Source organism: Metapseudomonas resinovorans, assembly GCF_002003485.1.
Taxonomy (GTDB): domain Bacteria; phylum Pseudomonadota; class Gammaproteobacteria; order Pseudomonadales; family Pseudomonadaceae; genus Metapseudomonas; species Metapseudomonas resinovorans_D.
Window position 1 is genome coordinate 105,649 of the sequence record NZ_BDMA01000027.1, and the last position, 22,955, is coordinate 128,603.

Annotated in this window: 20 protein-coding genes and 1 pseudogene; 9 read left to right on the top strand and 12 right to left on the bottom strand. The window is 64.1% G+C overall.

Annotation, left to right across the window (positions count from 1 at the left end; all coding sequences use genetic code 11):
- Positions 1-8: 8 nt before the first annotated feature.
- Complete coding sequence (locus MnOB_RS09035; protein ID WP_077523888.1) at positions 9-890, bottom strand: CoA transferase subunit A; 882 nt, start codon at positions 888-890, stop codon at positions 9-11.
- Between the two features lie 11 nt (positions 891-901).
- Positions 902-1,795: a VOC family protein gene (locus MnOB_RS09040; RefSeq protein WP_077523889.1), complete on the bottom strand. Its 894-nt coding sequence runs from the start codon at positions 1,793-1,795 to the stop codon at positions 902-904.
- A 511-nt stretch (positions 1,796-2,306) separates the two neighbouring features.
- Between MnOB_RS09040 and MnOB_RS09045 the strand changes: the two genes are divergently transcribed.
- The 3 genes from MnOB_RS09045 to MnOB_RS29805 all read left to right on the top strand — a co-directional run bounded on the left by MnOB_RS09045 (position 2,307) and on the right by MnOB_RS29805 (position 5,546).
- The gene (locus MnOB_RS09045; RefSeq protein WP_077523890.1) at positions 2,307-2,594 is read left to right on the top strand and encodes a hypothetical protein; all 288 of its coding nucleotides are present in this window, start codon (positions 2,307-2,309) and stop codon (positions 2,592-2,594) included.
- Between the two features lie 188 nt (positions 2,595-2,782).
- The gene (locus tag MnOB_RS09050) at positions 2,783-3,820 is read left to right on the top strand and encodes a metal-dependent hydrolase (protein WP_077523891.1); all 1,038 of its coding nucleotides are present in this window, start codon (positions 2,783-2,785) and stop codon (positions 3,818-3,820) included.
- Between the two features lie 118 nt (positions 3,821-3,938).
- Positions 3,939-5,546 (top strand): methyl-accepting chemotaxis protein, encoded by a 1,608-nt coding sequence (locus MnOB_RS29805; protein WP_077523892.1) that lies wholly within the window; start codon positions 3,939-3,941, stop codon positions 5,544-5,546.
- 199 nt (positions 5,547-5,745) lie between these two features.
- Here the strand turns inward: MnOB_RS29805 and MnOB_RS09060 are convergent.
- Both MnOB_RS09060 and maiA read right to left on the bottom strand, forming a co-directional pair.
- Positions 5,746-7,131, bottom strand: a pseudogene (locus MnOB_RS09060) (amino acid permease); the annotation flags it as partial.
- Positions 7,132-7,218: 87 nt separating this feature from the next.
- Complete coding sequence (gene maiA, locus MnOB_RS09065) at positions 7,219-7,884, bottom strand: maleylacetoacetate isomerase (protein WP_077523893.1); 666 nt, start codon at positions 7,882-7,884, stop codon at positions 7,219-7,221.
- 296 nt (positions 7,885-8,180) lie between these two features.
- Here maiA and MnOB_RS09070 point away from each other — a divergent pair, with 296 nt between their 5' ends.
- Positions 8,181-9,278 (top strand): helix-turn-helix transcriptional regulator, encoded by a 1,098-nt coding sequence (locus tag MnOB_RS09070; protein WP_077523894.1) that lies wholly within the window; start codon positions 8,181-8,183, stop codon positions 9,276-9,278.
- Between the two features lie 153 nt (positions 9,279-9,431).
- On the top strand, positions 9,432-10,328 hold the full coding sequence (locus MnOB_RS09075) for a class I SAM-dependent methyltransferase (protein WP_077523895.1): 897 nt from the start codon (positions 9,432-9,434) through the stop codon (positions 10,326-10,328).
- Positions 10,329-10,492: 164 nt separating this feature from the next.
- Here the strand turns inward: MnOB_RS09075 and MnOB_RS09080 are convergent, their stop codons facing one another.
- From MnOB_RS09080 to MnOB_RS09100, 5 genes are all read right to left on the bottom strand, one after another.
- Positions 10,493-12,274 (bottom strand): ABC transporter ATP-binding protein, encoded by a 1,782-nt coding sequence (locus MnOB_RS09080; protein WP_077523896.1) that lies wholly within the window; start codon positions 12,272-12,274, stop codon positions 10,493-10,495.
- A complete protein-coding gene (locus MnOB_RS09085) occupies positions 12,267-12,878 on the bottom strand; it encodes a DsbA family protein (RefSeq protein WP_077523946.1) in 612 nt (203 codons plus the stop codon). The genes MnOB_RS09080 and MnOB_RS09085 overlap by 8 nt, the downstream gene beginning before the upstream one ends.
- Positions 12,879-12,907: 29 nt before the next feature.
- The gene (gene trhO / locus MnOB_RS09090) at positions 12,908-13,843 is read right to left on the bottom strand and encodes an oxygen-dependent tRNA uridine(34) hydroxylase TrhO (protein WP_077523897.1); all 936 of its coding nucleotides are present in this window, start codon (positions 13,841-13,843) and stop codon (positions 12,908-12,910) included.
- 210 nt (positions 13,844-14,053) lie between these two features.
- Positions 14,054-14,359, bottom strand: a complete 306-nt coding sequence (locus MnOB_RS09095; protein ID WP_077523898.1) for a BolA family protein — start codon at positions 14,357-14,359, stop codon at positions 14,054-14,056.
- A 13-nt stretch (positions 14,360-14,372) separates the two neighbouring features.
- Complete coding sequence (locus MnOB_RS09100) at positions 14,373-14,882, bottom strand: DUF2059 domain-containing protein (protein WP_077523899.1); 510 nt, start codon at positions 14,880-14,882, stop codon at positions 14,373-14,375.
- A gap of 342 nt (positions 14,883-15,224) precedes the next feature.
- Between MnOB_RS09100 and MnOB_RS09105 the strand changes: the two genes are divergently transcribed.
- From MnOB_RS09105 to MnOB_RS09115, 3 genes are all read left to right on the top strand, one after another.
- Complete coding sequence (locus MnOB_RS09105) at positions 15,225-16,235, top strand: DUF2804 domain-containing protein (RefSeq protein ID WP_077523900.1); 1,011 nt, start codon at positions 15,225-15,227, stop codon at positions 16,233-16,235.
- Between the two features lie 72 nt (positions 16,236-16,307).
- Complete coding sequence (locus MnOB_RS09110) at positions 16,308-17,702, top strand: class II fumarate hydratase (RefSeq protein WP_077523901.1); 1,395 nt, start codon at positions 16,308-16,310, stop codon at positions 17,700-17,702.
- Positions 17,695-18,318: an NAD(P)H-dependent oxidoreductase gene (locus MnOB_RS09115; protein ID WP_077523902.1), complete on the top strand. Its 624-nt coding sequence runs from the start codon at positions 17,695-17,697 to the stop codon at positions 18,316-18,318. Before MnOB_RS09110 ends, MnOB_RS09115 begins: the two co-directional genes overlap by 8 nt.
- A gap of 190 nt (positions 18,319-18,508) precedes the next feature.
- On the opposite strand, the gene MnOB_RS09120 is transcribed toward MnOB_RS09115, so the two are convergent.
- Positions 18,509-19,477 (bottom strand): DMT family transporter, encoded by a 969-nt coding sequence (locus MnOB_RS09120; RefSeq protein ID WP_077523903.1) that lies wholly within the window; start codon positions 19,475-19,477, stop codon positions 18,509-18,511.
- Positions 19,478-19,698: 221 nt separating this feature from the next.
- On the opposite strand from MnOB_RS09120, the gene MnOB_RS29190 reads away from it, so the two are divergent.
- Positions 19,699-19,908: a DUF6316 family protein gene (locus MnOB_RS29190; protein WP_077523904.1), complete on the top strand. Its 210-nt coding sequence runs from the start codon at positions 19,699-19,701 to the stop codon at positions 19,906-19,908.
- 178 nt (positions 19,909-20,086) lie between these two features.
- On the opposite strand, the gene MnOB_RS09130 is transcribed toward MnOB_RS29190, so the two are convergent.
- Together MnOB_RS09130 and pap are read right to left on the bottom strand one after the other, a co-directional pair.
- Positions 20,087-21,271 carry a thiolase family protein gene (locus MnOB_RS09130; RefSeq protein WP_077523905.1) on the bottom strand — a complete coding sequence of 395 codons (1,185 nt, stop codon included), beginning with the start codon at positions 21,269-21,271 and terminating at the stop codon, positions 20,087-20,089.
- A gap of 104 nt (positions 21,272-21,375) precedes the next feature.
- The gene (gene pap / locus MnOB_RS09135) at positions 21,376-22,863 is read right to left on the bottom strand and encodes a polyphosphate:AMP phosphotransferase (protein WP_077523906.1); all 1,488 of its coding nucleotides are present in this window, start codon (positions 22,861-22,863) and stop codon (positions 21,376-21,378) included.
- Positions 22,864-22,955: the final 92 nt, after the last annotated feature.

Consider the following 22,955-nt stretch of genomic DNA (forward strand, 5'->3'; position numbering starts at 1 on the left):
CAGCGTCCTCAGAAAACCGGGAGCGGCAGTTGGCGGATGGCATCCAGGCCACCTACACGCGCGAGGTACTCCGCTTCCCCGCAGTTCACGTAGCGCTCCATGTAGGCCTGCCAGCCATCCGGCTCGGCGGCCGAGGCGTTGTAGGCCTTGAAGTGAGCGGTATCGAAGCCGTAGAGCGGCGCACAGGACGACGGATGGGCGCCGCCCGGCAGATGCACCACGGCACTGGTGCGGTTGCGTTCCCAGAACACCTGGCGGGCACGGGCCGGGTCCTCATGGAACCAGGCGCTGTCGACCAGTTCGTCGCAACTCACGAAGGCCTTCTGGGCGGCGCGCACGAAAAGATCGTCCATGTAGTGGTCGGGACCGGCGATCTGGCAGACGCCACGGGCGTCGGCGCGGTCGACATGGACGAGTGCCGCATCGAGCTTCAGCGCCGGCATGGCGACCCAGTCGCGGCTGTCGTCGTAGGGGGAACTGACCAGCTTCAGCTCCGGGTTGATGCTCAATACGTCGGTGCCCAGGCCCACGGCGGTGGGAATGAACGGCACGCCCATGGCGGCGGCCTTGAGGCCGAGCAGCAGCATGCCTTCGTCGATCTCCATGACCTGCACCGCGCCGTCCTGGCGGGCCTTGCGGAAGTAGGGTTCGAGCGGGATGAAGTCCAGCGACACGAAGGCGTAGACCAGCTTCTTCACCTTGCCGGCCGCACAGAGCATGCCGACGTCGGCGCCGCCATAGGCGACCACCGTGAGGTCCTTGAGGTCGGAGCGCAGAATCTCGCGCACCAGGGCCATGGGCTTGCGCCTGGGGCCCCAGCCGCCGATGCCGATAGTCATGCCGTCGCTTAGCTGACCGACAACGTCGGCAGCAGTCATGCGTTTGTCCATGGGGCGGCTCCTTATTGACGACCGACGCTGAAGTCATGGCCCCAGTGGCTGACCACGGTGCTCTCGAAGGGTGTGTGGCGCTCCCAGTCCATGACCTTGCCGCCGCAGCCGTACTCCAGGTCGAAGCCGCCCGGCGTCTGCATGTAGAAGCTGGTCATGTCGTCGTTGGTATGGCGGCCGAGGGTGGCCGAGAGCTTCACGCCGCTGGCGTGCATGCGATCCAGGGCGCGGCCCACGTCGTCCAGCTCGCCCACTTCCACCATCAGGTGCACGCAACCCGAAGGGATCGGGCACTCGAACAGCGCCAGGGAGTGATGGCGGCCGTTATTGCAATGGAGGAAATGGATGCGTTTTTCAGGTTCGGCCGGATCGGGAGTGAAGCGCACCTTCATGAGGTCGGACAGGCCAAAGCCCATGACCCGCTCGTAGAAGTCCAGGCAGCGGTCAAAGGACGGTGCCGGCAATACGGCATGACCCATGCCGAGATCACTGGTAATGAAACCGCTGACACCGGCCGGGGAGACGAAGGGCGCGAAATTCTGCTGCGGGCCCCAGAACAGTTCATGGCGGTTGCCATCCGGGTCGGCGAAGCGCGCCAGCTCTTGCACCTTGCGGCCGGCGGCGTCGACAGCGCTGGCGCGCTGGACCTGCACATCGGCCTGCTGCAGTTCGACGATGGCCTGTTCGAAGGCGGCCTTGCCGGCGACTTCCCAGCCGCAGGCGCCATAGCCGTCGTGGTCGGCGCGTTCCACCAGGATGCGGTAGGGGCGTTCGTCCATCTTCAGGTAGAGCCGCTCGTCCGCAACGGTATCCACCATCATGCCGAGCACCCCGGTGGCGTAATCGCCCCAGCGCTTCAGGTCTGTCGAGGCTACGGTGACGTAACCCAGGCCACGGATATCCATGCGGTTCTCCTCATTGTCGTTATCGCCGCGCACTCAGGGCACGGGGCACTATGGGGAGGGATTAAATCCGCAGGTCCGGTGGTGGGCATCGTCCAATGGGACTAGCGCGAAAGGCACGTGGGACGGGGGCTCTGGCGCTTGTAGCACGGGGTATCGAGGGGAACGCGAGCGGGCGTCTCGCGGCGGCATTGAAATCGCTACTGGCATTGCAATTCAAAAGTCGGACCAGCGCGCTCTTTTACGACACTTATTTTGTTTCTGAAGTGTTTCCATGAAACGCGACAGAAACAAATCAATTACAGCCAATTACATACTTTCCAACAGTACGTTACACGCCCTTAAAAACAGCATGATCAGCGGAATAGTTCATGCCAATCAGAGTCTTATAAAACTACCGATCATCTTTAAATCAACCACCTGTCAGGCACTACAAAATAGTTATGGCGGTGCTTTAGTTCGTCCTTAATATCCGTCCTCGGGGGTTGTTCAAGTGTTTAAACGAGGAAGAAACATGAAATCCGCAATTAGCACCACTGCCTTCTCCAGCCTGTTGTTCTCTCTTGTTGCGCTGACTTCTTTCCAGGCCACAGCTGAAGGAGGCAGTGACCGCCTCATCCAGTACCAGGAATTGCAAGCACAACGCGGGCAGACGACCGAAGACGAAAGCGAGCGTTTCGCCCAGTTGGTCGAGGAAAAACCCACAGCAGCCGGATCAGCGACAACCACGAAAGCGGCTGAACCCGCACAGAAATCCCGCTATCAATCACGCATCCATCATCGGCCAGTGGTGTACGAGTAATCGGTCGGCAACAGCTTCCCCTCCTGGTCCGCCCGCCCCGCACCAGGAGGGGAATAAGCAGGATTCGATTCGCATCCATACGGTCCTTCGCCGTCTCCATTGTCGGAAAAATCTGGTGGGAATTTCCCGCTGCCGGAAAGACTGTTGGCGCAGTAACTTAGCCGGCGGATCATTCTCGAGAGATGGCAATGGACTCACTCACCCAGGCGGTGCTCGGCGCCACTATCCAGGGGACGCTGCTCGGGCGCTGGCAAGGACGCAAGGCGTTGCTCTATGGCGCCGCGCTCGGCACCTTGCCCGATCTCGACGTGGTGATCCGCTACACCGATGCGGTGGCGGCGATGACCTACCACCGGGGATTCAGCCATTCGATCTTCGTGCTCTCGGCACTGGCGGCCCTGCTGACCTTGCTGGTACGACGATGGCGCCCCAATCCGGCGTATACCACCCAGCGCCTGTTCCTCGCCCTATGGCTGGTGCTGGCCACCCACCCGCTGCTGGATGCGTTCACCAGCTACGGCACCCAGCTGTTCTGGCCGATGCAGACACCGCCAATCGCCTGGTCGAGTATCTTCATCATCGACCCGCTCTACACCCTGCCGCTGATCGCAGCGGTGATCGGTGGGCTGCTGTTCGGATTGCGTGGCCGTACGCCGCGCCTGCCGGTGGCGGCGCTGGCCCTGTCGAGCCTCTACCTGCTCTCGAGCCTTGGCGGCAAGTTCATGGCCGAACAGCGGGTGTACGAAGTGCTGGAGCGGGACGGCATCCGTCCGCAATCCATCTTCAGCGCGCCTACGCCCTTCAACACCCTGCTCTGGCGCGTGACCGTGCTGGACGGCGAGGACTACCACGAAGCGCTGGTCAGCTGGTTCGACGATGAGCCGCCCAGGCTCGAGCGGATACCGCGCGGTACCGATCTGGCCCGGCGCCTGCGGGATTCCCCCCAGCACGTGCGCCTGGCCTGGTTCACCCACGGCATCCTGCGCTACGACCAGATCGACCAGATGCTGGTGGTCACCGACCTGCGCCTGGGCATGACCGGCTTCCATCCGTTCCGCTTCATCCTCGCGGAGCAGCGCAACGGTCGCTGGCAGCCGGTGGCGGAGGCACGCCGCTGGCCGACCAGCCGGGGCGACCTGGAGCGTCTGAAATTACTCTGGCAGCGGATCTGGCACGAGGATCAGGTGATTCCCCTATCCAGCTGGGCGGGATTGCTGCAGCGCTAGGGAGTCACTGACTCGCCCCGCCCTCATGACACTCGCCTGGCGGCCGATAAACACTCCAGCGCCACTTATCGCTGGACTACCCTTGCCAGCATCCGGCCAATCCAGCGAGTACAGGGACATGAAAATAAGACAGAAGATGGTCGCCTCCGGGGCAATCAGCGTCCTCGCCGCCACCCTCCTGGGTGGCATCGGTTACTGGGGACAGACCGACCTCGCCGACGCGCTGGCCGAGAACCAGCTCAGCGTCAGCGCACTGCGCAACCACCTGGAGGGCGACATGATGCACGACGCCCTGCGCGCGGACGTACTGGCCGCCATGGTGGTGCAGCCGGGCGACCAGGCCGGCGCCGACCAGGTGCGCAATGACCTGCGCGAGCACAGCGAATGGTTCCGCCGCACGCTCGGCGAGAACGCCAAGCTGCCGCTCACCGCAGACATCCGCAGCGCCATCGCCGAGTCCCAGCCGGCCCTGGAAAGCTACATCGGCGACGCCGAGCGAATCGTCAACCTAGCCCTGCGCGACCCGCAAGCGGCCCGTGCCGAACTGCCTTCCTTCGAGCGCAGCTTCGGCGAGCTGGAAGCAAAGAACGAAGCCCTCAGCGGCAAGATCGAAGCCCATGCGGCCAAGACCCGCACCGACGGCGAAGCAGCCGTCAGCAACGCCGCCAAATGGCTGGCCGGCGGCATCCTGCTGGTGATCGGCCTGCTCTGCCTGGTCACCGGCCAGTTGATGCGCGCCGTGCTACGTCCGCTGGAGAAAACCGTCGGCGTGGCGCGCGCCATCGCCCAGGGCAACCTGGCCACCCAGGTCAGCATCGACAGCGACGACGAAGCCGGCCAGTTGCAACGGGCGCTGGCCGACATGCAGGGCAACCTGCGGCAGATGATCGCCACCATCCGCAGCGAGAGCGAGGAGCTGCGCGGTACCGCCCACCGTCTCAGCGAGACCTCGCAGAGCATCGTCGACGGCGCCAGCGAGCAATCCGACAGCGCCACCAGCATGGCCGCGGCCATGGAACAGATGATCACCAACATCGGCCAGATCGCCGACCACGCGCGCAATGCGCAGAGCATTTCCGCCCAGTCGGAGGACCTCGCCGGCAACGGCGGCAAGGTGATCCTTGGTGTGGTGGAAGGCATGAATCGCATCGCCGACGCGGTGAACCAGTCGTCCAGCACCATCACCGCCCTGGGTGAGTCTTCGGAAGAGATCCACTCCATCATCCAGGTGATCAAAGGCATCGCCGAACAGACCAATCTGCTGGCACTGAACGCCGCCATCGAGGCTGCCCGGGCCGGGGAAGCCGGTCGGGGCTTCGCCGTGGTGGCTGACGAGGTGCGCAACCTGGCGGCACGGACCGCGCAGTCGACCCAGGAAATCACCGGGATGATCCAGCGTATCCGTGAATCTACCCAGCATGCGGTGGACAGCATGCAGACGGGCGTGGAACGGGTACAGGACGGCGTCGGCCTGGCGCGGCAAGCAGGCGAGTCGATCAGCGAGATTCGCAGCGGCGCCCACCGTGCGGCGGAAGTGGTGGAGGAGATTTCCTACACCATCGGCGAGCAGTCCAAGGCCAGCAGCGAAGTGGCCCAGCGCGTCGAGCTGATCGCCCAGATGTCGCGGAGCAACAGCCGCGCCATGCAGGACCTCGCCCACGCCGCCGAACGCCTGGATGCGGTGGCCAGCGCGATGCAATCGTCGGTGGCGCGGTTCCAGATCTGATCGACGCAAGACTCGTAGGTTGCGGCTGAGCGAAGCGAAGCCCAACGATTGGAGGTACGACAGGCTAAGCGAGGGCCTGAAACTCGGCCTGTTGGGTTCGTTCCTCTACCCAACCTACAAAAGAAAAACCCCGGCACCTGGCCGGGGTTTTTCTTTGCAGCAGCGGATTATCAACCCGCTTCGTAGCCTGCGACCTTGCTGGTCTCGGCCTTGCCGCTCCGCTTCAGGCGGTAGCAGCCCCACATCACCAGCAGCCACACCGGGATGGCGTACACCGACACCTGGATACCCGGAATCATCAGCATGATGACGAGGATGAACAGCACGAAGGCCAGGCACAGGTAGTTGCTCATGGGGAACCACAGGGAACGGAAGCCGGTGCGGACACCGTCCTTGTCCATGCGCTGGCGGAACTTCAGGTGCGAGTAGCTGATCATCGCCCAGTTGATCACCAGGGCCGCCACCACCAGGGACATCAGCAGCTCCAGGGCGTTGTGCGGGACGACGTAGTTGACCACCACGGCGAGGAAGGTCACCGCGGCCGACACGACCAACGCGCGCACCGGGACACCGCGCTTGTCCACCTTGGCCAGGGAGCGCGGGCATCGCCCTGCTCGGCCAGGCCCAGCAGCATGCGACCGTTGCAGTAGGTGCCGCTGTTGTAGACCGACAGCGCAGCGGTGAGCACCACGAAGTTCAGCAGGTGAGCGGCGGTGTCGCTGCCGATGAGGGCGAATATCTTCACGAAGGGGCTGCCGCTGTAGGCATCACCAGCGCTGTTGATAGACGCCAGCAGTGCATCCCAGGGGCTCAGCGAGAGCAGCACCACCAGGGCGCCGACATAGAAGATCAGGATGCGATAGATGACCTGGTTGATTGCCTTCGGGATCACCTGCTTGGGCTTGTCCGCCTCGGCTGCGGTGAAGCCGAGCATTTCCAGGCCGCCGAAGGAGAACATGATGAAGGCCATCGCCATCACCAGGCCGCTCACGCCATTGGGGAAGAAGCCGCCATGGGCCCAGAGGTTGCTCACAGCCGCCTGCTCGCCGCCGCTACCGCTGAACAGCATCCAGCAACCCAGGACGATCATGCCGACGATGGCGACCACCTTGATCATGGCGAACCAGAATTCGGCTTCGCCGAACAGCTTCACGTTGGCGAGGTTGATGGCGTTGACCACCAGGAAGAACACCGCGGCGGTGGCCCAGGTGGGCACGTCCGGCCACCAGTAGTGGATGTACTTGCCGACAGCGGTGAGCTCGCTCATGCCGACCAGGATGTAGAGCACCCAGCAGTTCCAGCCGGAAAGGAAACCGGCGAAACCGCCCCAGTACTTGTGCGCGAAGTGGCTGAAAGAGCCGGCGACCGGCTCTTCGACGATCATCTCGCCGAGTTGGCGCATGATCAGGAAAGCGATGAATCCGCAGATGGCGTAGCCAAGGATCATCGAAGGACCGGCGGACTTGAGCACGCCGGCGGAACCGAGGAAAAGACCGGTGCCGATGGCGCCGCCGAGGGCGATCAACTGGATGTGGCGATTCTTCAGGCCGCGTTTCAGCTCGCCTGAGTGTTGCATATCACTCATTGCGTCACCTTTTGTTGTTGTCGTGACGGGATTTCACCCGCCGGGCTTGTGGTCCGGCGGAGGTTTGCAAGGCAGGTTGGTAAACCTTTACTGCGCGTCTGGCTGTACCTCCGGAGCAGCATTTCTGAATGCTTCGAGGGCGTCGCAGCGAGCGGCGATATCGAGGATGCGCGGATAGGCCGACAGGTCACAGTCGAAGCGTCGGGCGTTGTAGACCTGGGGCACCAGGCAGGCTTCCAGGTAACCCGGCCGGCTGCCCAGGGAGAGCTTGCCGCCGAAGGCTTCCAGCCCCTTTTCCACAGCCGCGAGGCCGAGGGCGATCCAGTGGTGGTACCAGGCGTCCTTGGCCTCATCAGCCACGCCCAGTTCAGCCTTGAGGTACTGCAGCACGCGCAGGTTGTTCAGCGGATGCACGTCGCAGGCGATGTGCATGGCGAGGGAGCGCACCAGCGCGCGTTGGGCCGGATCAGCCGGCAGCAGCGCGGGGACGGGGAAGACTTCATCGAGGTATTCGAGGATGGCCAGGGATTGCGCGATGCGGATTTCGCCGCCCGCGTTGCCCGCATCCACCAACAGGGGCAGGAGGCCCTGGGGGTTGAGCTCGCGATAGGCCGATTGGTGCTGCTGGCCGCCATCCTTGACCAGGTGGACGGCTTCCTGGCGATAGGCCAGGCCCTTGAGGTTGAGGGCGATACGCACGCGGTACGCAGCGCTGGAGCGCCAGTACCCGTAGAGGGTGAGTTCGGTATTCATGGCGTCGGGCCGTTTTTTGTTTGCGCCATCTCACTCTGGCAGCGCCTGGCGAACAAGGCGTGGGATTGCGGTTGGCGCGGCGCCGAACGGTCGATCCGGAAAGTTTTCCTTACGCCACCCCGGGATTGCCGATACCGCCTGGCAGGCGCGCCATTCGCGTAAGGATTTCTTGACAGGGCGTTCATCCAGGCTTCCAGGAGGGAAGCCATCAAGCCGACCAGCGGCATTAGGCAAGGAGCTCTGGCCTGTGCCATATGAAAGCGATGTGCCACCCATCCTCGCAGGGAAGCTGTCTGATGCCGCACCTGAACGACCTGTACGACAACCTGGTCAACCTTTGCTACGAATGCGTCCTCGATGAAGGCGCGTGGCGTTCGATGCTGGAGGCGCTGGCGAGCGCCACCGGCCATCAGATGGGCGCCCTCCTGTTCCTCGACCAGCGGGACCAGCGCCCGCAGGTCACCGCCATCAACCTGTGCGACCCGGCCAGCGTCGAGGCCTACAACGCCTATTACCACCAGTACGACCCGGCCAAGGATGTGCTGGTACCGCGCCCGGTAGGCAGCTGGTACCACGACCTGGAAGACCTCGGCCCGCAGCGCATTCGCCGCGATCCGTATTACCAGGAGTTCCACATCCCCTTTGGCATGAACAACATCTCCTGCATCAAGCTGCACGAGGAGGCGGGCTCTGGCATCTATCTGTCGCTCCTGACTGCGGTGGGTGCGGCGTTGCCGGAGATGCAGCAGCGCGACCTGCTGCAACGCCTGAGCCCTCATCTGCTGCGCGCGGCACGGATGAGCAATCGACTGCAGGAACTGAAGCTGGACGTGGCCCGCCGCGACCTGCTGCTGGAGCGCCACCCTGCGCCGGTCTGGCTGCTGAATGGCGAAGGGCGCGTCCTGTTCTGTAACCGCCAGGCGGAACGGCGCATGAGCCAGGCGGCCTTCGCCCTGCAGGATCGCCAGGGACGCTTGCATGGCAAGGCCCTGGACGGACGCCTGCAGGCACTCATCCGCCAGGCCACCGGCAGTGAGGGCAAGCACCGTGCTGGTTGGCTGAGCCTGGCCGGTGACCCGCCCGCTCGCTTGATGGTCACCCCGGTTCCCGAAGCGTCCGGGCTGGCGCCCCAGCACAGCGGTCCCCTGGTGTTGCTGGCACTGCTGGAACACCAGCCAGGAAGCCCGTGGCTGGCCGATCTGTTCCAGTTCAGCCGGGCGGAGCAGCGTCTGGCCGAACTGCTCCTCCAGGGGTTGACGCCGGAAGCCTGCGCCGAGCGGCTGAATGTCTCGATCAACACGGTACGTACGCAATTGCGCGCACTGTTCCGCAAGACTGAAACGGAACGCCAGGCCGAACTGATCACCCTGCTCACCCGACTGCAAGGGCTCTGAATCGTGCAGTCGCGCCTTTTCGAAAGCGCGATTTCATCTATCTGGATGATTGCAGGCAGATAGCCATCAACTAAGGTTCAACTCGAAGCGAATACCTGCCTCCATCCCGCGTGACGGGTCTAGGAATCCACGACTGGCCAGACGAGGTGGCATGTGGAAGAGATCAGTGATCCGGAAGAATTGAGCAAAGGCATAAAAGAACAACGGCAACTCCACGACGAACTGCAACAGATCAAGACCGAACGTGAGCAGTTGCGATTCGAGAAACCGGCGCCTGTCCGCGAGGAAGCGCCGCCACCGAGCAATATCCTGCCATTCCCCTGCCGCCAGCTGCCCAGCCCGGGCCTGCGCTGTGGCAACGCCTTGCTGCAGGACTATCTCTATGGCGTGGAATCCGACGCCTTGCACACCCTGCCCGAAGAGCGCACCCGCCAGCTATTCGACTTCGCCACCAGCGCACCGGCGGCGCGCGCCCTGCGTTGCCGGCGGCGCATGCTGGCCCGCGCCCTGGATGAAACCTGCCAGCGCGCCGGCAAGGCCGCACGCATCCTGTGCATTTCCGGCGGTCATTTCCGCGAGGCGGAATTGGCCCGCGAACTGCGTCATGGGCGCTTCGGCGAAATGCTGGTGTTCGATGACGACGCGGCACGCCTGCAAACCGTGCGCAACAGCTACGGCGCGCTTGGCGTACTCACGCGTCATGGCAGCCTGAACGAGTTGCTGGCAGGCGAATGCGGATTCGACGGCTATGACCTGGTGTATTCCGCCGGCGTCACGGAGCTGCTGGATGACCGCCGCAGCGAACGACTTGTCCACAGGCTGTTCCAGGCCGTGCGACCGGGTGGGCGTCTGTTGCTGGCCAACTTCCGTCCCGGGGTCAACGGCATCGGCTTCCTCGAGGGTCTGCTGGACTGGCGCCCGCACTACCGCCACGACGTGCAGATGCTCAGCCTGCTGGACGGCGTCGACTACAAGCAGATCGCCTCGGCGCGGGTATTCCACGATATCGGCCAGCGCGTGGTGTTCCTGGAAGCGGTGAAGCACGGCTGACTCAACCCTCACCCCCGCGTTGCTCCTCTTGTAGGGGCGAATTCATTCGCCAAGGGCGGCGCAGCCGCCCCAATGACCTCGCCGAGCAGTCCTGCGGACAGCTTGGCGAATGAATTCGCCCCTACAGGAAACGTGCGTTCCGACAGGGCTTGTCCAGTCCGCCCTCAGCCCTGCTGAAGATGCCCGTAGAGCTTGGCGTAGAGACCGCCTTCGGCTATGAGCTGCTGATGATCGCCGTCCTCGGCGATGTGGCCGCCGTCGAATACCAGTACCCGATCCGCCTGCTTAACCGCCGAAAGGCGGTGGGCGATGATCAGGGTGGTACGACCGTTGAGGAAGGTACCGAGCGCCTGGTGCAACGCGTATTCGGTGGCGGCGTCCAGGGCTGAGGTGGCTTCGTCGAGGATCACCACCTTCGGCTGGGCGAGCACCATGCGGGCGATGGCCAGTCGCTGCCGCTGGCCGCCGGAAAGGCGCACACCGGATCGACCCACCACGCTGTCCAGCCCCATAGGCAGGTTGCGGATGGTTTCGGCCAGTTGGGCGATTTCCAGGGCCCGCCAGCAGGCCTCGTCGCTGCGCTCGCGGCCCATGGTCAGGTTGGCACGCACGCTGTCGTTGAACAGCGCCGGGTGCTGCAGGACCACCGCGACGTTGTCACGCACTTCGGCCAGACCAATCTCGTCCAGCCGGCTGCCGCCAAAGCGGATCTGCCCGGCCTGGGGCTGGTAGAGCCCCAGCAGCAATTGCACCAGGGTGCTCTTGCCACCACCGCTCGCACCCACGATGGCGACCTTCTCGCCGGGGGCGATGGACAGGTTGAGGCCATCCAGTACCGGCTCCTCGCCATAGGCGAAGCGCAATCCCTTCACTTCGATCCCCACGGTCTCGCGGCCGCGGAACGGATCGACGCTCGGCGTGTACTGGGGCTCGTCGGCACGGGCCAGCAGTTCGTTGATGCGGGTGAGTGCGGCACCGGCTGCGTAGTAGGAGTACTGCAGGCCGAGCAACTGCTCCACCGGACCGATCATGAACCAGAGATAACTGAACACCGCCAGCATCTGGCCGATGGAGAGGTCGGAGAAGAGCACCGTGAGCATGGCCGCGGCGCGGAAGAAATCGATGCCGAACTGGAACAGCAGGCCGCTGGTGCGCCCTGCCGCATCGCTCTTCCACTGGGAAGCCACGGCATAGTCGCGGACTTCCTGGGCACGCTGACCGAGTCGGCCGAAGAAGAAGCCCTGGCGGTTGCTGGTGCGTACTTCCTGGATGGCTTCCAGGGTTTCGGTCAGCGCCTGGGTGAAGCGCGAGGTGCTGTCGTTTTCCAGCTTCTTCAGGTGTTTGACGCGCTTGCCGAGCTGCACCGTGGCGTAGATCACCAGCGGGTTGAACAGCAGAATCAGCAGCGCCAGTTGCCAGTGCATCCAGACCAGGATTGCTGCAGTGCCGGTCAGGGTCAGCACGGCTACGAGGAAGCGACTGAGCGTCTCGCCGACGAACTTGTCCAGGGTGTCCAGGTCGGTCACCAGATGGGCGGTGACGGTACCGCCGCCCAGGCTCTCGTATTCACCGAGGGAAATGCGCTTCAAGCGCTCGATCAGGCGGGTACGGATGCGGTAGACGATGTCCTTGGCCAGCCGCGCGAACAGGCGCGCCTGCAAGACGTTGAACACCAGTGCCATGCCACGCAACAGCAGGGTCACGACGAGCATGAGGCCGATGTAGCCGACGGCGCTTTCCCAGGGCTGAGGCAGGAAGTGGTCCATGAAGCGCAGCGCGCCGTCGCCCCGCTGCAGCAGCACTTCGTCCACCAGCAGGGGCAGCAGCAACGGAATCGGAACGCTGCAGAGAGTGGCCAGCACGGCGACCAGGTTGGCCAGCCAGAGGGCTTTCTTGTGGCGCAGGGCCAGACGACGGATTTCCGCCCAACTCAAACGATCAGGCATGGGCACCCCGCTCCAGCCAGCGGCCCAGCAAGGGCGACAGTTGTTCAAGCGGCTGGTAGCCGTTGGTCAGCAACGCGAGCTGTCCGTCACGCTCGGCCAGCAGGGTGGGAAAACCGGCGATGCCGAGGTCCTGCACCCAGGTGAAATCGGCGGCCGTCGCCTCGTGACTGGCAGCGGCATCGTAGGCGGCGGCGAACTCGATGCGTGGAATGCCGATCTGCTCGGCCAGCTCCACCAGGACGGCGGCCTGGGTCACATCACGACCTTCGGCATAGAAGGCGTGCTGGATTCGCTTCACCAGTGGCCAGGCCAGTTCAGGCGCCAGCGAACGGGCGACCACCAGTGCGCGGCAGGCCGGCTCGGTGTCGTAGATGAAGCCATCAGGCAGCGCGCCTTCGAAGTGGAAAGGCTGCCCGGTGGCCTGACTGACCGCCTGCCAATGCTCGAGGATGTAGCGCTTGGTATGCGCATCCAGCGCGGCGCCCTGGCCGGTACGCAGGCCGCCCGCCACCAGATGCAGCTGAACGCCGGCTGCCGCAGCCTGCTCGGCGAGCGCCGTGACCACCGGGGCAAAGCCCCAGCACCAGGAACACATCGGGTCCATCACATAGAGCAGGCGGGCGTTGGGCAAGCTCAATCCTCCAGGGCTTGGCGCGGGTCTCGGCCGATCGGGTGAGGCAGGTTGCGGGCCTTGGCCAGCTCGATCTGCTTCTGCCGCTCGATGGCGCTGGCGCGGGTCTTCTCGCTCAGGCTGTCCCAGCAGAGCGGGCAACTGATGCCGGGCGCGTAATGCTCCGACTGGCGGTCTTCCACGGAAATCGGGTTACGGCAGGCGTGGCACTGGTCGAAATCCCCTTCCGAGAGATCGTGGCGCACGGTGACGCGGTTGTCGAAGACGAAGCAGTCGCCGCGCCAGAGGGTGTCTTCCTGGGGCACTTCCTCGAGGTATTTGAGGATGCCGCCCTTGAGGTGGAAGACCTCTTCGAAGCCCTGGCCGAGCATGTAGCTGGATGCCTTCTCGCAGCGGATGCCGCCAGTGCAGAACATCGCGACCTTCTTGTGCACCGCCGGGTCGAAGTTGGCCTTGATGTAATCGGGAAACTCGCGGAACGACTTGGTCGCGGGGTCGATCGCGCCCTCGAAGGTGCCAATGGCCACCTCATAGTCGTTGCGGGTATCGATCAGCAGCACTTCGGGATCGCTGATCAGGGCGTTCCAGTCCTTGGGTTCGACGTAGGTGCCGACGCTCTGATTGGGGTCGACGCCGGGCACGCCCAGGGTGACGATTTCCTTCTTCAGCTTGACCTTGGTGCGATAGAAGGGCTGCTCCTCGCAGTACGATTCCTTGTGGTCCAGGTCCACCAAGCGCGGATCGACCTTGAGCCAGTCGATCAGCGCGTCGATGGCTTCACGCGTGCCGGACACGGTGCCATTGACGCCTTCTTCGGCCAGCAACAGGGTGCCCTTGACGCCATTGTCGAGCATGGTCTTGAGCAGGGGTTCACGCAGCGCGACGTAGTCCTTCAGGGTGACGAACTTGTACAGCGCCGCAACAACGATCTGGGTCATGCGGTACTTCCTCCAGTGGTCGCCCGCGTAAAGGGCGGACCGGGTGATAGAAACGACTGCGCCGGCTAGGCCGGCGCGGTGCGAAGTCTATCAAAAAGCCGCGGGCCGGACGCTGCGTGAAATGGTCCCAGGCGCCGAATGGAAGCTAGAAGCCACCGGAAAGGCCAAGGATCAGACGCAACGTGCCATTGGCAACTCAGACAGTTTTACTCAGTGATCGTGCTTGCTGCCGCCACGGCAGGTCGGCGAATCCGGCGCTGCGCCCTGCGCTGCCCACTCCTCGGGGGTGTAGGTGTGCAGGGCCAGGGCATGGACTTGCCCCATCAGCTCGCCGAGGCTGGCGTAGACCTTCTGGTGGCGTTTGACGGCATTCAGGCCGGCGAACACCGGGCTGACGATCACCGCCTTGTAGTGGGTTTCCAGGCCGCGGCTGTGCATGTGACTCTCGTCCAGCACGTCGAGGTGCTGGGGTTCGAGGCTCTGCAAGGCGGTCAGGATGCGGTCACGCATGGACATCGATCGACTCCGCTTACGGCTTTTTCTTGTCCTGGGGCGCCAGTTCGGTGGTCATGTCGCTGAGCAACTTGTTGACCTCGGGTACGGCGGCTTCCAGGCGGCTCTGGGTGAGCTGGGCGGATTGCTGGGTCAGGGCCGGCATCTTTTCCAGCACCTTCTTGCCCAGCGGGGATTCATAGAAGGTGATCAGTTCTTTCAGTTCGCTCTCGCTGAAGTTGCTGGTGTAGATCTTCACCAGTTCAGGTTTCAGCTTGTCCCAGCCGACGGCCTTGTCCAGGGCGGCATTGGCCTTGGCCTGGTAGCTCTCCAGGGTGGCCTTCTTGCTGGCCGGCGCCTGGGTCTGCTGGAAACGCTGCTCGAACATCTGCTGCACCTGGGCGTAGACCGGCACGGTCAGCTTGTCGGCACGGGCGAGCTTGAGGAAACGTTCGGCATCGGCGGCATGGCTGGCGGCATCGGCCAGAACCTGGCCACTGGCGCAAGCCAGCAATACGGCGGTGCAGAGAATGCGAAGCTTGGTCATTGGGTATCCTTGTCTGGGCACGGATGACGGGGGATGGCCCCGGGGCTGGTCATTCTGCGCTCAAGCGGAGATCGGGCTCAAGCGACGGTTTTTTTCGACAACCATGTAGCGAAAATGTGCAATGCCGCACTCCACGAAGCTGTTGTCAAAATGCCATCACTTGCTCATGCTTCCGCCCACTGGGCATGCTTTGGCGACTAGGAAATCTGCCGCACGCGTCGACGGAATTTCCGATGAGGTGCAATCAGTTTCCACAAGCGCCGTACGAAAAGTCGTCAAGCGCAGACTGACTTCGTACGGAGACTGAAGTGCCCAGGCTTCGCACACACATGGACGTGCCCGATGAATAGCCATATATCCACCCTGCCGCCGGGAGTTCCCGCGCTCTGCGATGCCCGCGGCAAGCTCGAGCCCGCCGCCGTCGGCTGGTCCAGCCGACCGCGTCTGAACTGCGCAATCCCCGGTAACTTCGGACGTCGCAAGCGCTGGAACCACTGGTGCATCACCACCCCGCGCTGGATGCTCTCGCTGACCCTCGCAGACCTCGACCTGCTGGGCTTCGGCGCCGCCTATTTCCTCGATCTCGACACCGGCAAGGCCGTGGCCCATACCCAGTTGCGGCTGTTCGCTCGCGGCTGCCGGCTGCCGGATACGCCGCTGGAAAGCCACAGCTTCGACCACCCGCTCCTGCAGATCCGCATTGACGAACATCCCGGCCGCCTGAGCCTGCGGGTGGAAGCCCCGGACCTCGGCGGCCAGCCGCTGCACGTCGCGCTGGATGTACAGCGTCCAGCGCACCTGGATTCGGTGAACCTGGTCGCTCCCCTGCCCGGCCACTGCTTCCATGCCAGCAGCCGTCAGCTCGGGCTGCCCGCCAGCGGTAGCGTACAGCTGGGCAATCGCCAGTATCACTGCACCACGGGCCAGAGCTTCGCCGCCCTCGACTTCGGTCGCGGCATCTGGCCCTTCAATAGTCATTGGACCCGCGCTGCCTTCGCCGCTCCGGGCGGCATCGCCGGGAATTTCGGCGCCGGCTGGACCGACTCCAGCGGCCTCACCGAGAACGCCCTGTGGTTCGGCGGCAGCCTGTCCAAGCTCGACCGCCCGGTGCAAATCGAACAGGCCCCGAATAACCCGCTCGCGCCCTGGCGCCTGTCCACCGCCTGTCGCCGGGTGGAACTGACCTTCACGCCGCTCCAGCTGCACCAGGCCCGTCCGCGCCTGGGGCCGTTCTATGCCGACACGCGCCAGTGGTTCGGTCGATTCGACGGCGTGCTGCGCAGCCCGGATGGTGAATGCGTGCCGGTGACCAACGCCCTCGGCTGGCTGGGGGCCACCCACGCGCGCTGGTAATTGCCCGAACGGTTGAACCGAGTGCGGGAGAGAGAGCCTAAACTGCGGAATCAATAGCCGGAGCCAACCCAAATGAGCCGCACAGAAACCGACAGCCTGGGGCCAGTCGAAGTCGCCGATGACGCCTATTGGGGCGCCCAGACCCAGCGCTCGCTGGAGAACTTCGCCATTGGCGGCGAACGCATGCCCCTGGCGCTGGTGCACGCCCTGGCCCTGATCAAGAAGGCCGCCGCCCGCGTCAATGGGCGCGACGGCGACCTGCCGCCGGATGTCGCGAGGCTGATCGAACAGGCTGCCGACGAGGTGCTGGCCGGCAAGCACGATGAGCACTTCCCGCTGGTGGTCTGGCAGACCGGTAGCGGCACCCAGAGCAACATGAACGTCAATGAGGTGATCGCCGGCCGCGCCAACGAACTGGCCACCGGACAACGCGGCGGCAAGAACCCGGTCCACCCCAATGACCATGTGAACTTCGCCCAGAGTTCCAACGACTGTTTCCCCACCGCGATGCATATCGCCATCGCCAAGGCGGTACAGCAGGAATTGCTGCCAGCCATAGCCGAACTCTCCGGCGGCCTGGCCGAGCAATCCGCTCGTCACGCCCATCTGGTGAAGACCGGCCGTACGCACATGATGGACGCCACGCCCATCACCTTCGGCCAGGAACTCTCCGCCTTCGTCGCTCAACTCGACTACGCCGACAAGGCCATCCGCGCCGCCCTGCCCGGAGTCTTGGAACTGGCCCAGGGCGGTACGGCCGTGGGCACCGGCCTTAATGCCCCCCACGGTTTCGCGGATTCCATGGCCGCCGAACTGGCAGCGTTGTCGGGCCTGCATTTCGTCTCGGCGCCGAACAAGTTCGCCGCCCTCGCCGGCCATGAGCCGCTGGTGAACCTCTCCGGTGCCCTCAAGACCCTGGCCGTGGCCCTGATGAAAATCGCCAACGACCTGCGCCTGCTGGGCTCCGGCCCGCGTGGCGGCCTGGCCGAAGTACGCCTGCCGGCGAACGAGCCGGGCAGCTCGATCATGCCGGGCAAGGTCAACCCCACCCAGTGCGAGGCGCTGTCGATGCTGGCCTGCCAGGTGATGGGCAACGACGCCACCGTCGGTTTCGCCGCCAGCCAGGGACACCTTCAATTGAACGTGTTCAAGCCGGTGATCGTGCACAACCTGCTGCAGTCCATCCGCCTGCTCGGCGACGGTTGCCGCAACTTCCAGCAGCACTGCGTGGCCGGCATGGAGCCGGATTCAGCGCGCATGGCCGAACACCTGGAACGCGGACTGATGCTGGTCACCGCGCTCAACCCACACATCGGTTACGACAAGGCCGCGCAGATCGCCAAGAAGGCCTACTCCGAGGGCACCACCCTACGCGCAGCGGCCCTCGCGCTTGGTTACCTGACGGAGGATGAGTTCGACGCCTGGGTGCGACCGGAAAGCATGCTGGAGGCCGGTCAACATGGTTGAGACGGTCAAGCACGGCGCCACACCGCTGGAAGGCGATGGCAAACGCATCCTGATGATCCTCGGCACCCCGAAAGGCGGCAGCCTGTGCCATGCCTTGAGCGAAGCCTATGCCCAGGGCGCACGCAGTGAGGGCCATGTGGTGCGTCTGCTGAAGCTCGGCGAAATGCAGTTCGACCCGGTGCTGCGCGAGGGGTATGACCAGAGCCAGAACCTGGAGCCAGACCTGCTCGAAGCGCAGCGGCAGATCCACTGGGCCGAGCACCTGGTGTTCGTCTATCCGGTCTGGTGGGGCGGCCTTCCGGCACTGCTCAAGGGCTTCTTCGACCGCGTCTTCCTGCCCGGCTTCGCCTTCCGCTATCGCGGCCAGCAGACACAGGCCTGGGACAAGTTGCTGACCGGGCGCACGGCCGACCTGCTGGTGACCCTGGATACACCGCCCTGGTACTTCCGCTGGATCTACGGCGCGCCCGCGCACCGGCAGATGGTGCGGACCATTCTCGGCTTCTGCGGCATCAAGACCCGCCGCCTCACCGAGTTCTCCCCGGTACGCCCCTCCTCCGAGGAACAACGCCAGACCTGGCTGCGCAAGGCGGAAACGCTCGGAACCCGTTGCTAGGACAAACGTCGGGGCACCGAACCTGAACGGTGGGCTGAAGCCCACCCTCTTTAGCTCGGTCTGGACCGTAGGGTGCGCTGTGCGCACCGACTTCACGACCCGTTTAGGCGCCAGGCCAAACCGCCGGTGCGCACGGCGCACCCTACTGGTTTAATCCTGTTAGCCCGGGCATGCGAATCGTCACAGGCGTCTATTCACCACCGGCCAATGCAGCTGCCTCACGACGTGCCCGCCAGCTGCGCATCAGCGACGGGGCCAACGCGGTGAGGGCCGAGCCCAGCACGACGAACACCGCACCGGCGTAAGCGAGCAGGTTGATCTCCTCCGGCTGCACATGGTCCGGCCAGAGCGCTGCGCAGGCGGCGACGCTGGCGAAGGTCACCAGCGGGGTGATGGCCAGGGTGGCGCTGACCCGCGAGGCTTCCCAGTGGGCCAGGGCTTCGGCGAAGGCGCCGTAGGCCACCAGGGTGTTCAGGCCGCAGGCCAGCAGCAGCCAGCCCTGCAGCGGGCTGAGGTTGAGCAGTTCCATGGGGTGCGCCCAGGGCGTCAGCAAGGCCGCGCAGCCGAGGTAGATCACCATCATCACCTGCGCCGAACTCCAGTGGCTCAGCAGTTGCTTCTGCGCCAGGCCGTAGAAGGTCCAGACGAAGGCAGACAGCAGGATCACCAGCACGCCCAGGGTGTATTCGCTCATGGAGGTCAGCAGCTCCTCCAGCCGCTGGTTGAAGAACAGGCCGAAGCCCAGCACCGTCACCACCAGGCCAAATGCCTGGCCCAGGCTGAAGCTCTCCTTGAATACGAACAGGCTGCTGAGCAGGAACAGGATCGGCGCCACCTGGATCACCAGTTGCGTGGTGCCGGGGCTGAGCATGCGCAGGCCGATCAGGTAGCACACGTAGTTGCCGGTCAATCCGCACACCGCAAGCACCACCAGCCAGCGCCCCCGCGCGCCCAGCGGACGGATCGCGGGCAGCCTGCGGTTGGCGCCCAGGTAGAGGAACAGCAGCGAGCCCGCCATGACCAGCCGGTACCAGGTGACGGTCACCGGGTCCATGGTCTGCAGGACTTCCTTCAGCCAGATAGGCAGAACGCCCCAGAGCACGGCCGTGACCAGGGCGAGGAACAGGCCGTAGACCCAACGGCCGGAGGAGATATGCATGGAGACCTCAGGAGGAGCGCGCCCGCCTGGCGGCGTGCGAAAAGGGAGCGGCCATTCTAGGAGCGTCCGGTATCAGGGCACAGGAACAGTTTCCGCTCTGTCGACGGCACAACTGTACCTATCGCACCGGAATCATCGCCGATAGCCGCCCGTCGAGCCCCAGAGCACGCTCGTCAGCGCTGGTTAGACTGATATTGCCAATGAAAGACGGAGGTGGTCCGATGTTCGGTCGACGTGCGTGCGACGTGGCCTCAAACACCCACTATCGGAGTGAGCGGGTCAGCGCCGTGAACGGTCAGTACTTCTTTTCCACCCGCGAAGGGACGCTGGAGGGACCCTTCTTCACCCGTGTGGACGCAGAGCGGGAGATCGCTCTTTACATTCGCCGCATTCATCAATCCAACGCCATCCTCGCGCTCCGAGGCCGATGAGTGCCCCGCAATGAAAGAACCCGCGCCAGGCGCGGGTTTTTCTTTTACGAGGTACAGGAACCCTCTGAGCCTGTAGGGGCGATTTCAATCGCCAAGGGCAGCGCAGCTGCCCCCAGGGCCCTGAAGGCCGAACCTGCGGTCCGGTTGGCGAATGAATTCGCCCCTACAGACACGTGTCTCAGCGATACGCCTCGAACAGCCCGGTGGCGCCCATGCCGCCGCCTACGCACATGGTGACGATGCCGAAGCGCTTGTCGCGACGCTGCAGTTCGCGCACCAGATGGCCGACCTGGCGCGAGCCGGTCATGCCGAACGGGTGGCCGATGGAGATGGAACCGCCGTTGACGTTGTACTTCTCGTTGTCGATGCCCAGGCGATCACGGGCATAGAGGCACTGGGAGGCAAAGGCTTCGTTCAGTTCCCAGAGGTCGATGTCGTCGATGGACAGGCCCTTGGCCTTGAGCAGCTTCGGCACCGAGAACACCGGGCCGATGCCCATTTCGTCAGGCTCGCAACCGGCAACGGTGAAGCCACGGAAGTACGCGATCGGTTTCAGGCCCAGCTCCAGCGCCTTGTCCAGGCTCATCAGCAGGGTCATGGAAGCGCCGTCGGACAGCTGCGAGGAGTTACCGGCGGTCACCGAGCCATCCTCGGAGAACACCGGTTTCAGGGAAGACAGGCCTTCCAGGGTGGTGTCGGCGCGGTTGCAGTCGTCGCGGTCGACCACGCCGTCCACGATTTTCTTCTCGCCAGTGGCCTTGTCTTCAACGAAGTACTTCACGCTCATCGGCACGATTTCGTCGTTGAACAGCCCCTCGGCCTGGGCGCGAGCGGTGCGCTGCTGGCTCTGCAGGGCGTAGAGGTCCTGGGCTTCGCGGGTGACGTTGTAGCGGCGCGCGACGATCTCGGCGGTCTGTCCCATGGGGTAGTAGATGCCGGGGTGTTCGAGCTTCAGGCGCGGGTTGACGAAGTTGTCCTGGTTGATGCTCTTCAGGGTCAGGGTGATGGACTCGACGCCGCCGGCCACCATCACGTCGCTGCAACCCGAAGCGATCTGGTTGGCGGCGATGGCGATGGCCTGCAGGCCCGAGGAGCAGTAACGGTTGAGGGTCATGCCGGCGACGCCGACGCCCAGCCCCGAAAGCACGGCGACGTTGCGGCCGATATTGTGGCCCTGGGCGCCTTCGTTGGAACCGGCACCGACCACGCAATCGTCCACCAGCGCCGGGTCGATATCGTTGCGCGCCAGCAGCGCGTTCACGCAATGGGCGGCCATGTCGTCCGGCCGGGTCATGTTGAACTTGCCGCGGAAGGACTTGGCCAGGCCAGTCCGCACGCTGTCGACGATCACCACTTCACGCATGACGCACCTCGTTCCAGTTGGGAGGGATAGTGGGGCGAGCATAGTTGCGGCCCATATTCAGGCACCACGATCATTCACCCCGCGTATGCGCGCCCATCCTTTGCTCAATCCTTCCTGAAGGCAGCCTCCAGGGCGTCGTTGATGGTGCGCAGAACCTTCACCCGCGCATAGCGCTTGTCGTTGGCCTCCACCAGGGTCCAGGGCGCGATCTCGGTACTGGTACGGTCGACCATGTCGTCCACGGCGTCGACGTAGTGATCCCACTTGTCCCGATTGCGCCAGTCCTCCTCGGTGATCTTGTAGCGTTTGAAGGACACCTCCTCACGCTCCTTGAAACGCTGCATCTGGGTGTCCTTGTCGATGGAAAGCCAGAACTTCACCAGCACGATGCCGAAGTTATGCAGTTGCTCCTCGAAGTCGTTGATTTCACCATAGGCACGCAGCCAGTCCGCCTGGGCACAGAAGCCCTCGACCCGTTCCACCAGCACGCGGCCATACCAGGAGCGGTCGAAAATGGTGAACTGGCCGCGACCGGGCACATGCCGCCAGAAACGCCAGAGATAGGGCTGGGCACGTTCTTCTTCGGTGGGCGCGGCGATCGGCACGGTGCGGTACTGCCGTGGGTCCAGCGCGCCGGTGATGCGGCGGATGGCACCGCCCTTGCCGGCCGCATCGTTGCCCTCGAACACCGCCATCAGTGCGTGGCCGCGCATGCGCTTGTCGCGCATCAGGCCATTCAGGCGGGCCTGCTCGATGGCCAGTTGTTCCTTGTAGGCGTCCTTTTCCAGTTGGAGCTGGAGGTTGAGGCTGTCCAGCAGGCTGCGCCGGTCCAGGCTGGACATGAGCGGCGCGGCGCGGGTGTGCGGCTTGCGGCCGGAGTCCTGTTCGAGTGCCGCCTGCAACCCTTCGAGGATGATGCGGCCGACGCTGAGGCTGCGGTAGTACTCGTCGGAACCTTCGATCACGTACCACGGCGCGTAGTCGCGGCTGGTACGGCGCAAGACGCGCTCACCGAAGCGCACGAAGCGGTCGTAGACCTGACTCTGTTTCCAGTCCAGCGGATTGAGCTGCCAACTGCGCTGGGGGTCCTTCTCCAGGGCCTTGAGGCGCCCCTTGAGCTGCTTCTTGGAAAGGTGGAACCAGAACTTGAGGACCAGCGCACCCTCATCGCAAAGCATGCGCTCGAAGCCTTCCGCATCATTGATGGCCTGGTCCAGGCGGGCATCCTTGATATCGCCCTCGACCCGAGCCTGGAGCATCTGGCTGTACCAGTTACCGAAGTAGATGCCGATGCGCCCCTTGGGCGGCAGCTTGCGCCAGAAACGCCACTGCGGCGGCCGCGCGAGTTCTTCATCGGTAGGACTCATAAAACTCTCGACGTTGATCAGGCGCGGGTCCATCCATTCGTTGAGCAGCTTGACCGTCTCGCCCTTGCCGGCGCCTTCGATGCCGTTGATCAGGATGAGCACCGGGAAGCGCGCCTTTTCCTTCAGCTCCAACTGAGCCTCCAGCAGGGCTTCGCGCAGTTCCAGCACGGCCTTCTCGTAGGTTTCCTTGTCGATGGAGTGGCCGATCTCGGCGGATTCAAACATGCAGACCTCCTTGGCGTGATGGAGAAAAGGTAGCGGACAGACTCAGGTAGGAGCGAGCTCTGCTCGCGAAAATCTCGCTGAACCGATTCGCG

Bases quoted from the DNA above. Each gene is read 5' to 3' on its own strand.
- MnOB_RS09070 (WP_077523894.1), top strand. From the start codon at position 8,181: ATGCCGCACCTGAACGACCTGTACGACAACCTGGTCAACCTTTGCTAC.
- pap (WP_077523906.1), bottom strand. From the start codon at position 22,863: ATGTTTGAATCCGCCGAGATCGGCCACTCCATCGACAAGGAAACCTAC.
- MnOB_RS09045 (WP_077523890.1), top strand. From the start codon at position 2,307: ATGAAATCCGCAATTAGCACCACTGCCTTCTCCAGCCTGTTGTTCTCT.
- MnOB_RS09120 (WP_077523903.1), bottom strand. From the start codon at position 19,477: ATGCATATCTCCTCCGGCCGTTGGGTCTACGGCCTGTTCCTCGCCCTG.
- MnOB_RS09035 (WP_077523888.1), bottom strand. From the start codon at position 890: ATGGACAAACGCATGACTGCTGCCGACGTTGTCGGTCAGCTAAGCGAC.
- MnOB_RS29190 (WP_077523904.1), top strand. From the start codon at position 19,699: ATGTTCGGTCGACGTGCGTGCGACGTGGCCTCAAACACCCACTATCGG.
- MnOB_RS09040 (WP_077523889.1), bottom strand. From the start codon at position 1,795: ATGGATATCCGTGGCCTGGGTTACGTCACCGTAGCCTCGACAGACCTG.
- MnOB_RS09110 (WP_077523901.1), top strand. From the start codon at position 16,308: ATGAGCCGCACAGAAACCGACAGCCTGGGGCCAGTCGAAGTCGCCGAT.
- maiA (WP_077523893.1), bottom strand. From the start codon at position 7,884: ATGAATACCGAACTCACCCTCTACGGGTACTGGCGCTCCAGCGCTGCG.
- trhO (WP_077523897.1), bottom strand. From the start codon at position 13,843: ATGACCCAGATCGTTGTTGCGGCGCTGTACAAGTTCGTCACCCTGAAG.
- MnOB_RS09130 (WP_077523905.1), bottom strand. From the start codon at position 21,271: ATGCGTGAAGTGGTGATCGTCGACAGCGTGCGGACTGGCCTGGCCAAG.
- MnOB_RS09095 (WP_077523898.1), bottom strand. From the start codon at position 14,359: ATGTCCATGCGTGACCGCATCCTGACCGCCTTGCAGAGCCTCGAACCC.
- MnOB_RS09115 (WP_077523902.1), top strand. From the start codon at position 17,695: ATGGTTGAGACGGTCAAGCACGGCGCCACACCGCTGGAAGGCGATGGC.
- MnOB_RS09105 (WP_077523900.1), top strand. From the start codon at position 15,225: ATGAATAGCCATATATCCACCCTGCCGCCGGGAGTTCCCGCGCTCTGC.
- MnOB_RS09100 (WP_077523899.1), bottom strand. From the start codon at position 14,882: ATGACCAAGCTTCGCATTCTCTGCACCGCCGTATTGCTGGCTTGCGCC.
- MnOB_RS09050 (WP_077523891.1), top strand. From the start codon at position 2,783: ATGGACTCACTCACCCAGGCGGTGCTCGGCGCCACTATCCAGGGGACG.
- MnOB_RS09080 (WP_077523896.1), bottom strand. From the start codon at position 12,274: ATGCCTGATCGTTTGAGTTGGGCGGAAATCCGTCGTCTGGCCCTGCGC.
- MnOB_RS09085 (WP_077523946.1), bottom strand. From the start codon at position 12,878: ATGGACCCGATGTGTTCCTGGTGCTGGGGCTTTGCCCCGGTGGTCACG.
- MnOB_RS29805 (WP_077523892.1), top strand. From the start codon at position 3,939: ATGAAAATAAGACAGAAGATGGTCGCCTCCGGGGCAATCAGCGTCCTC.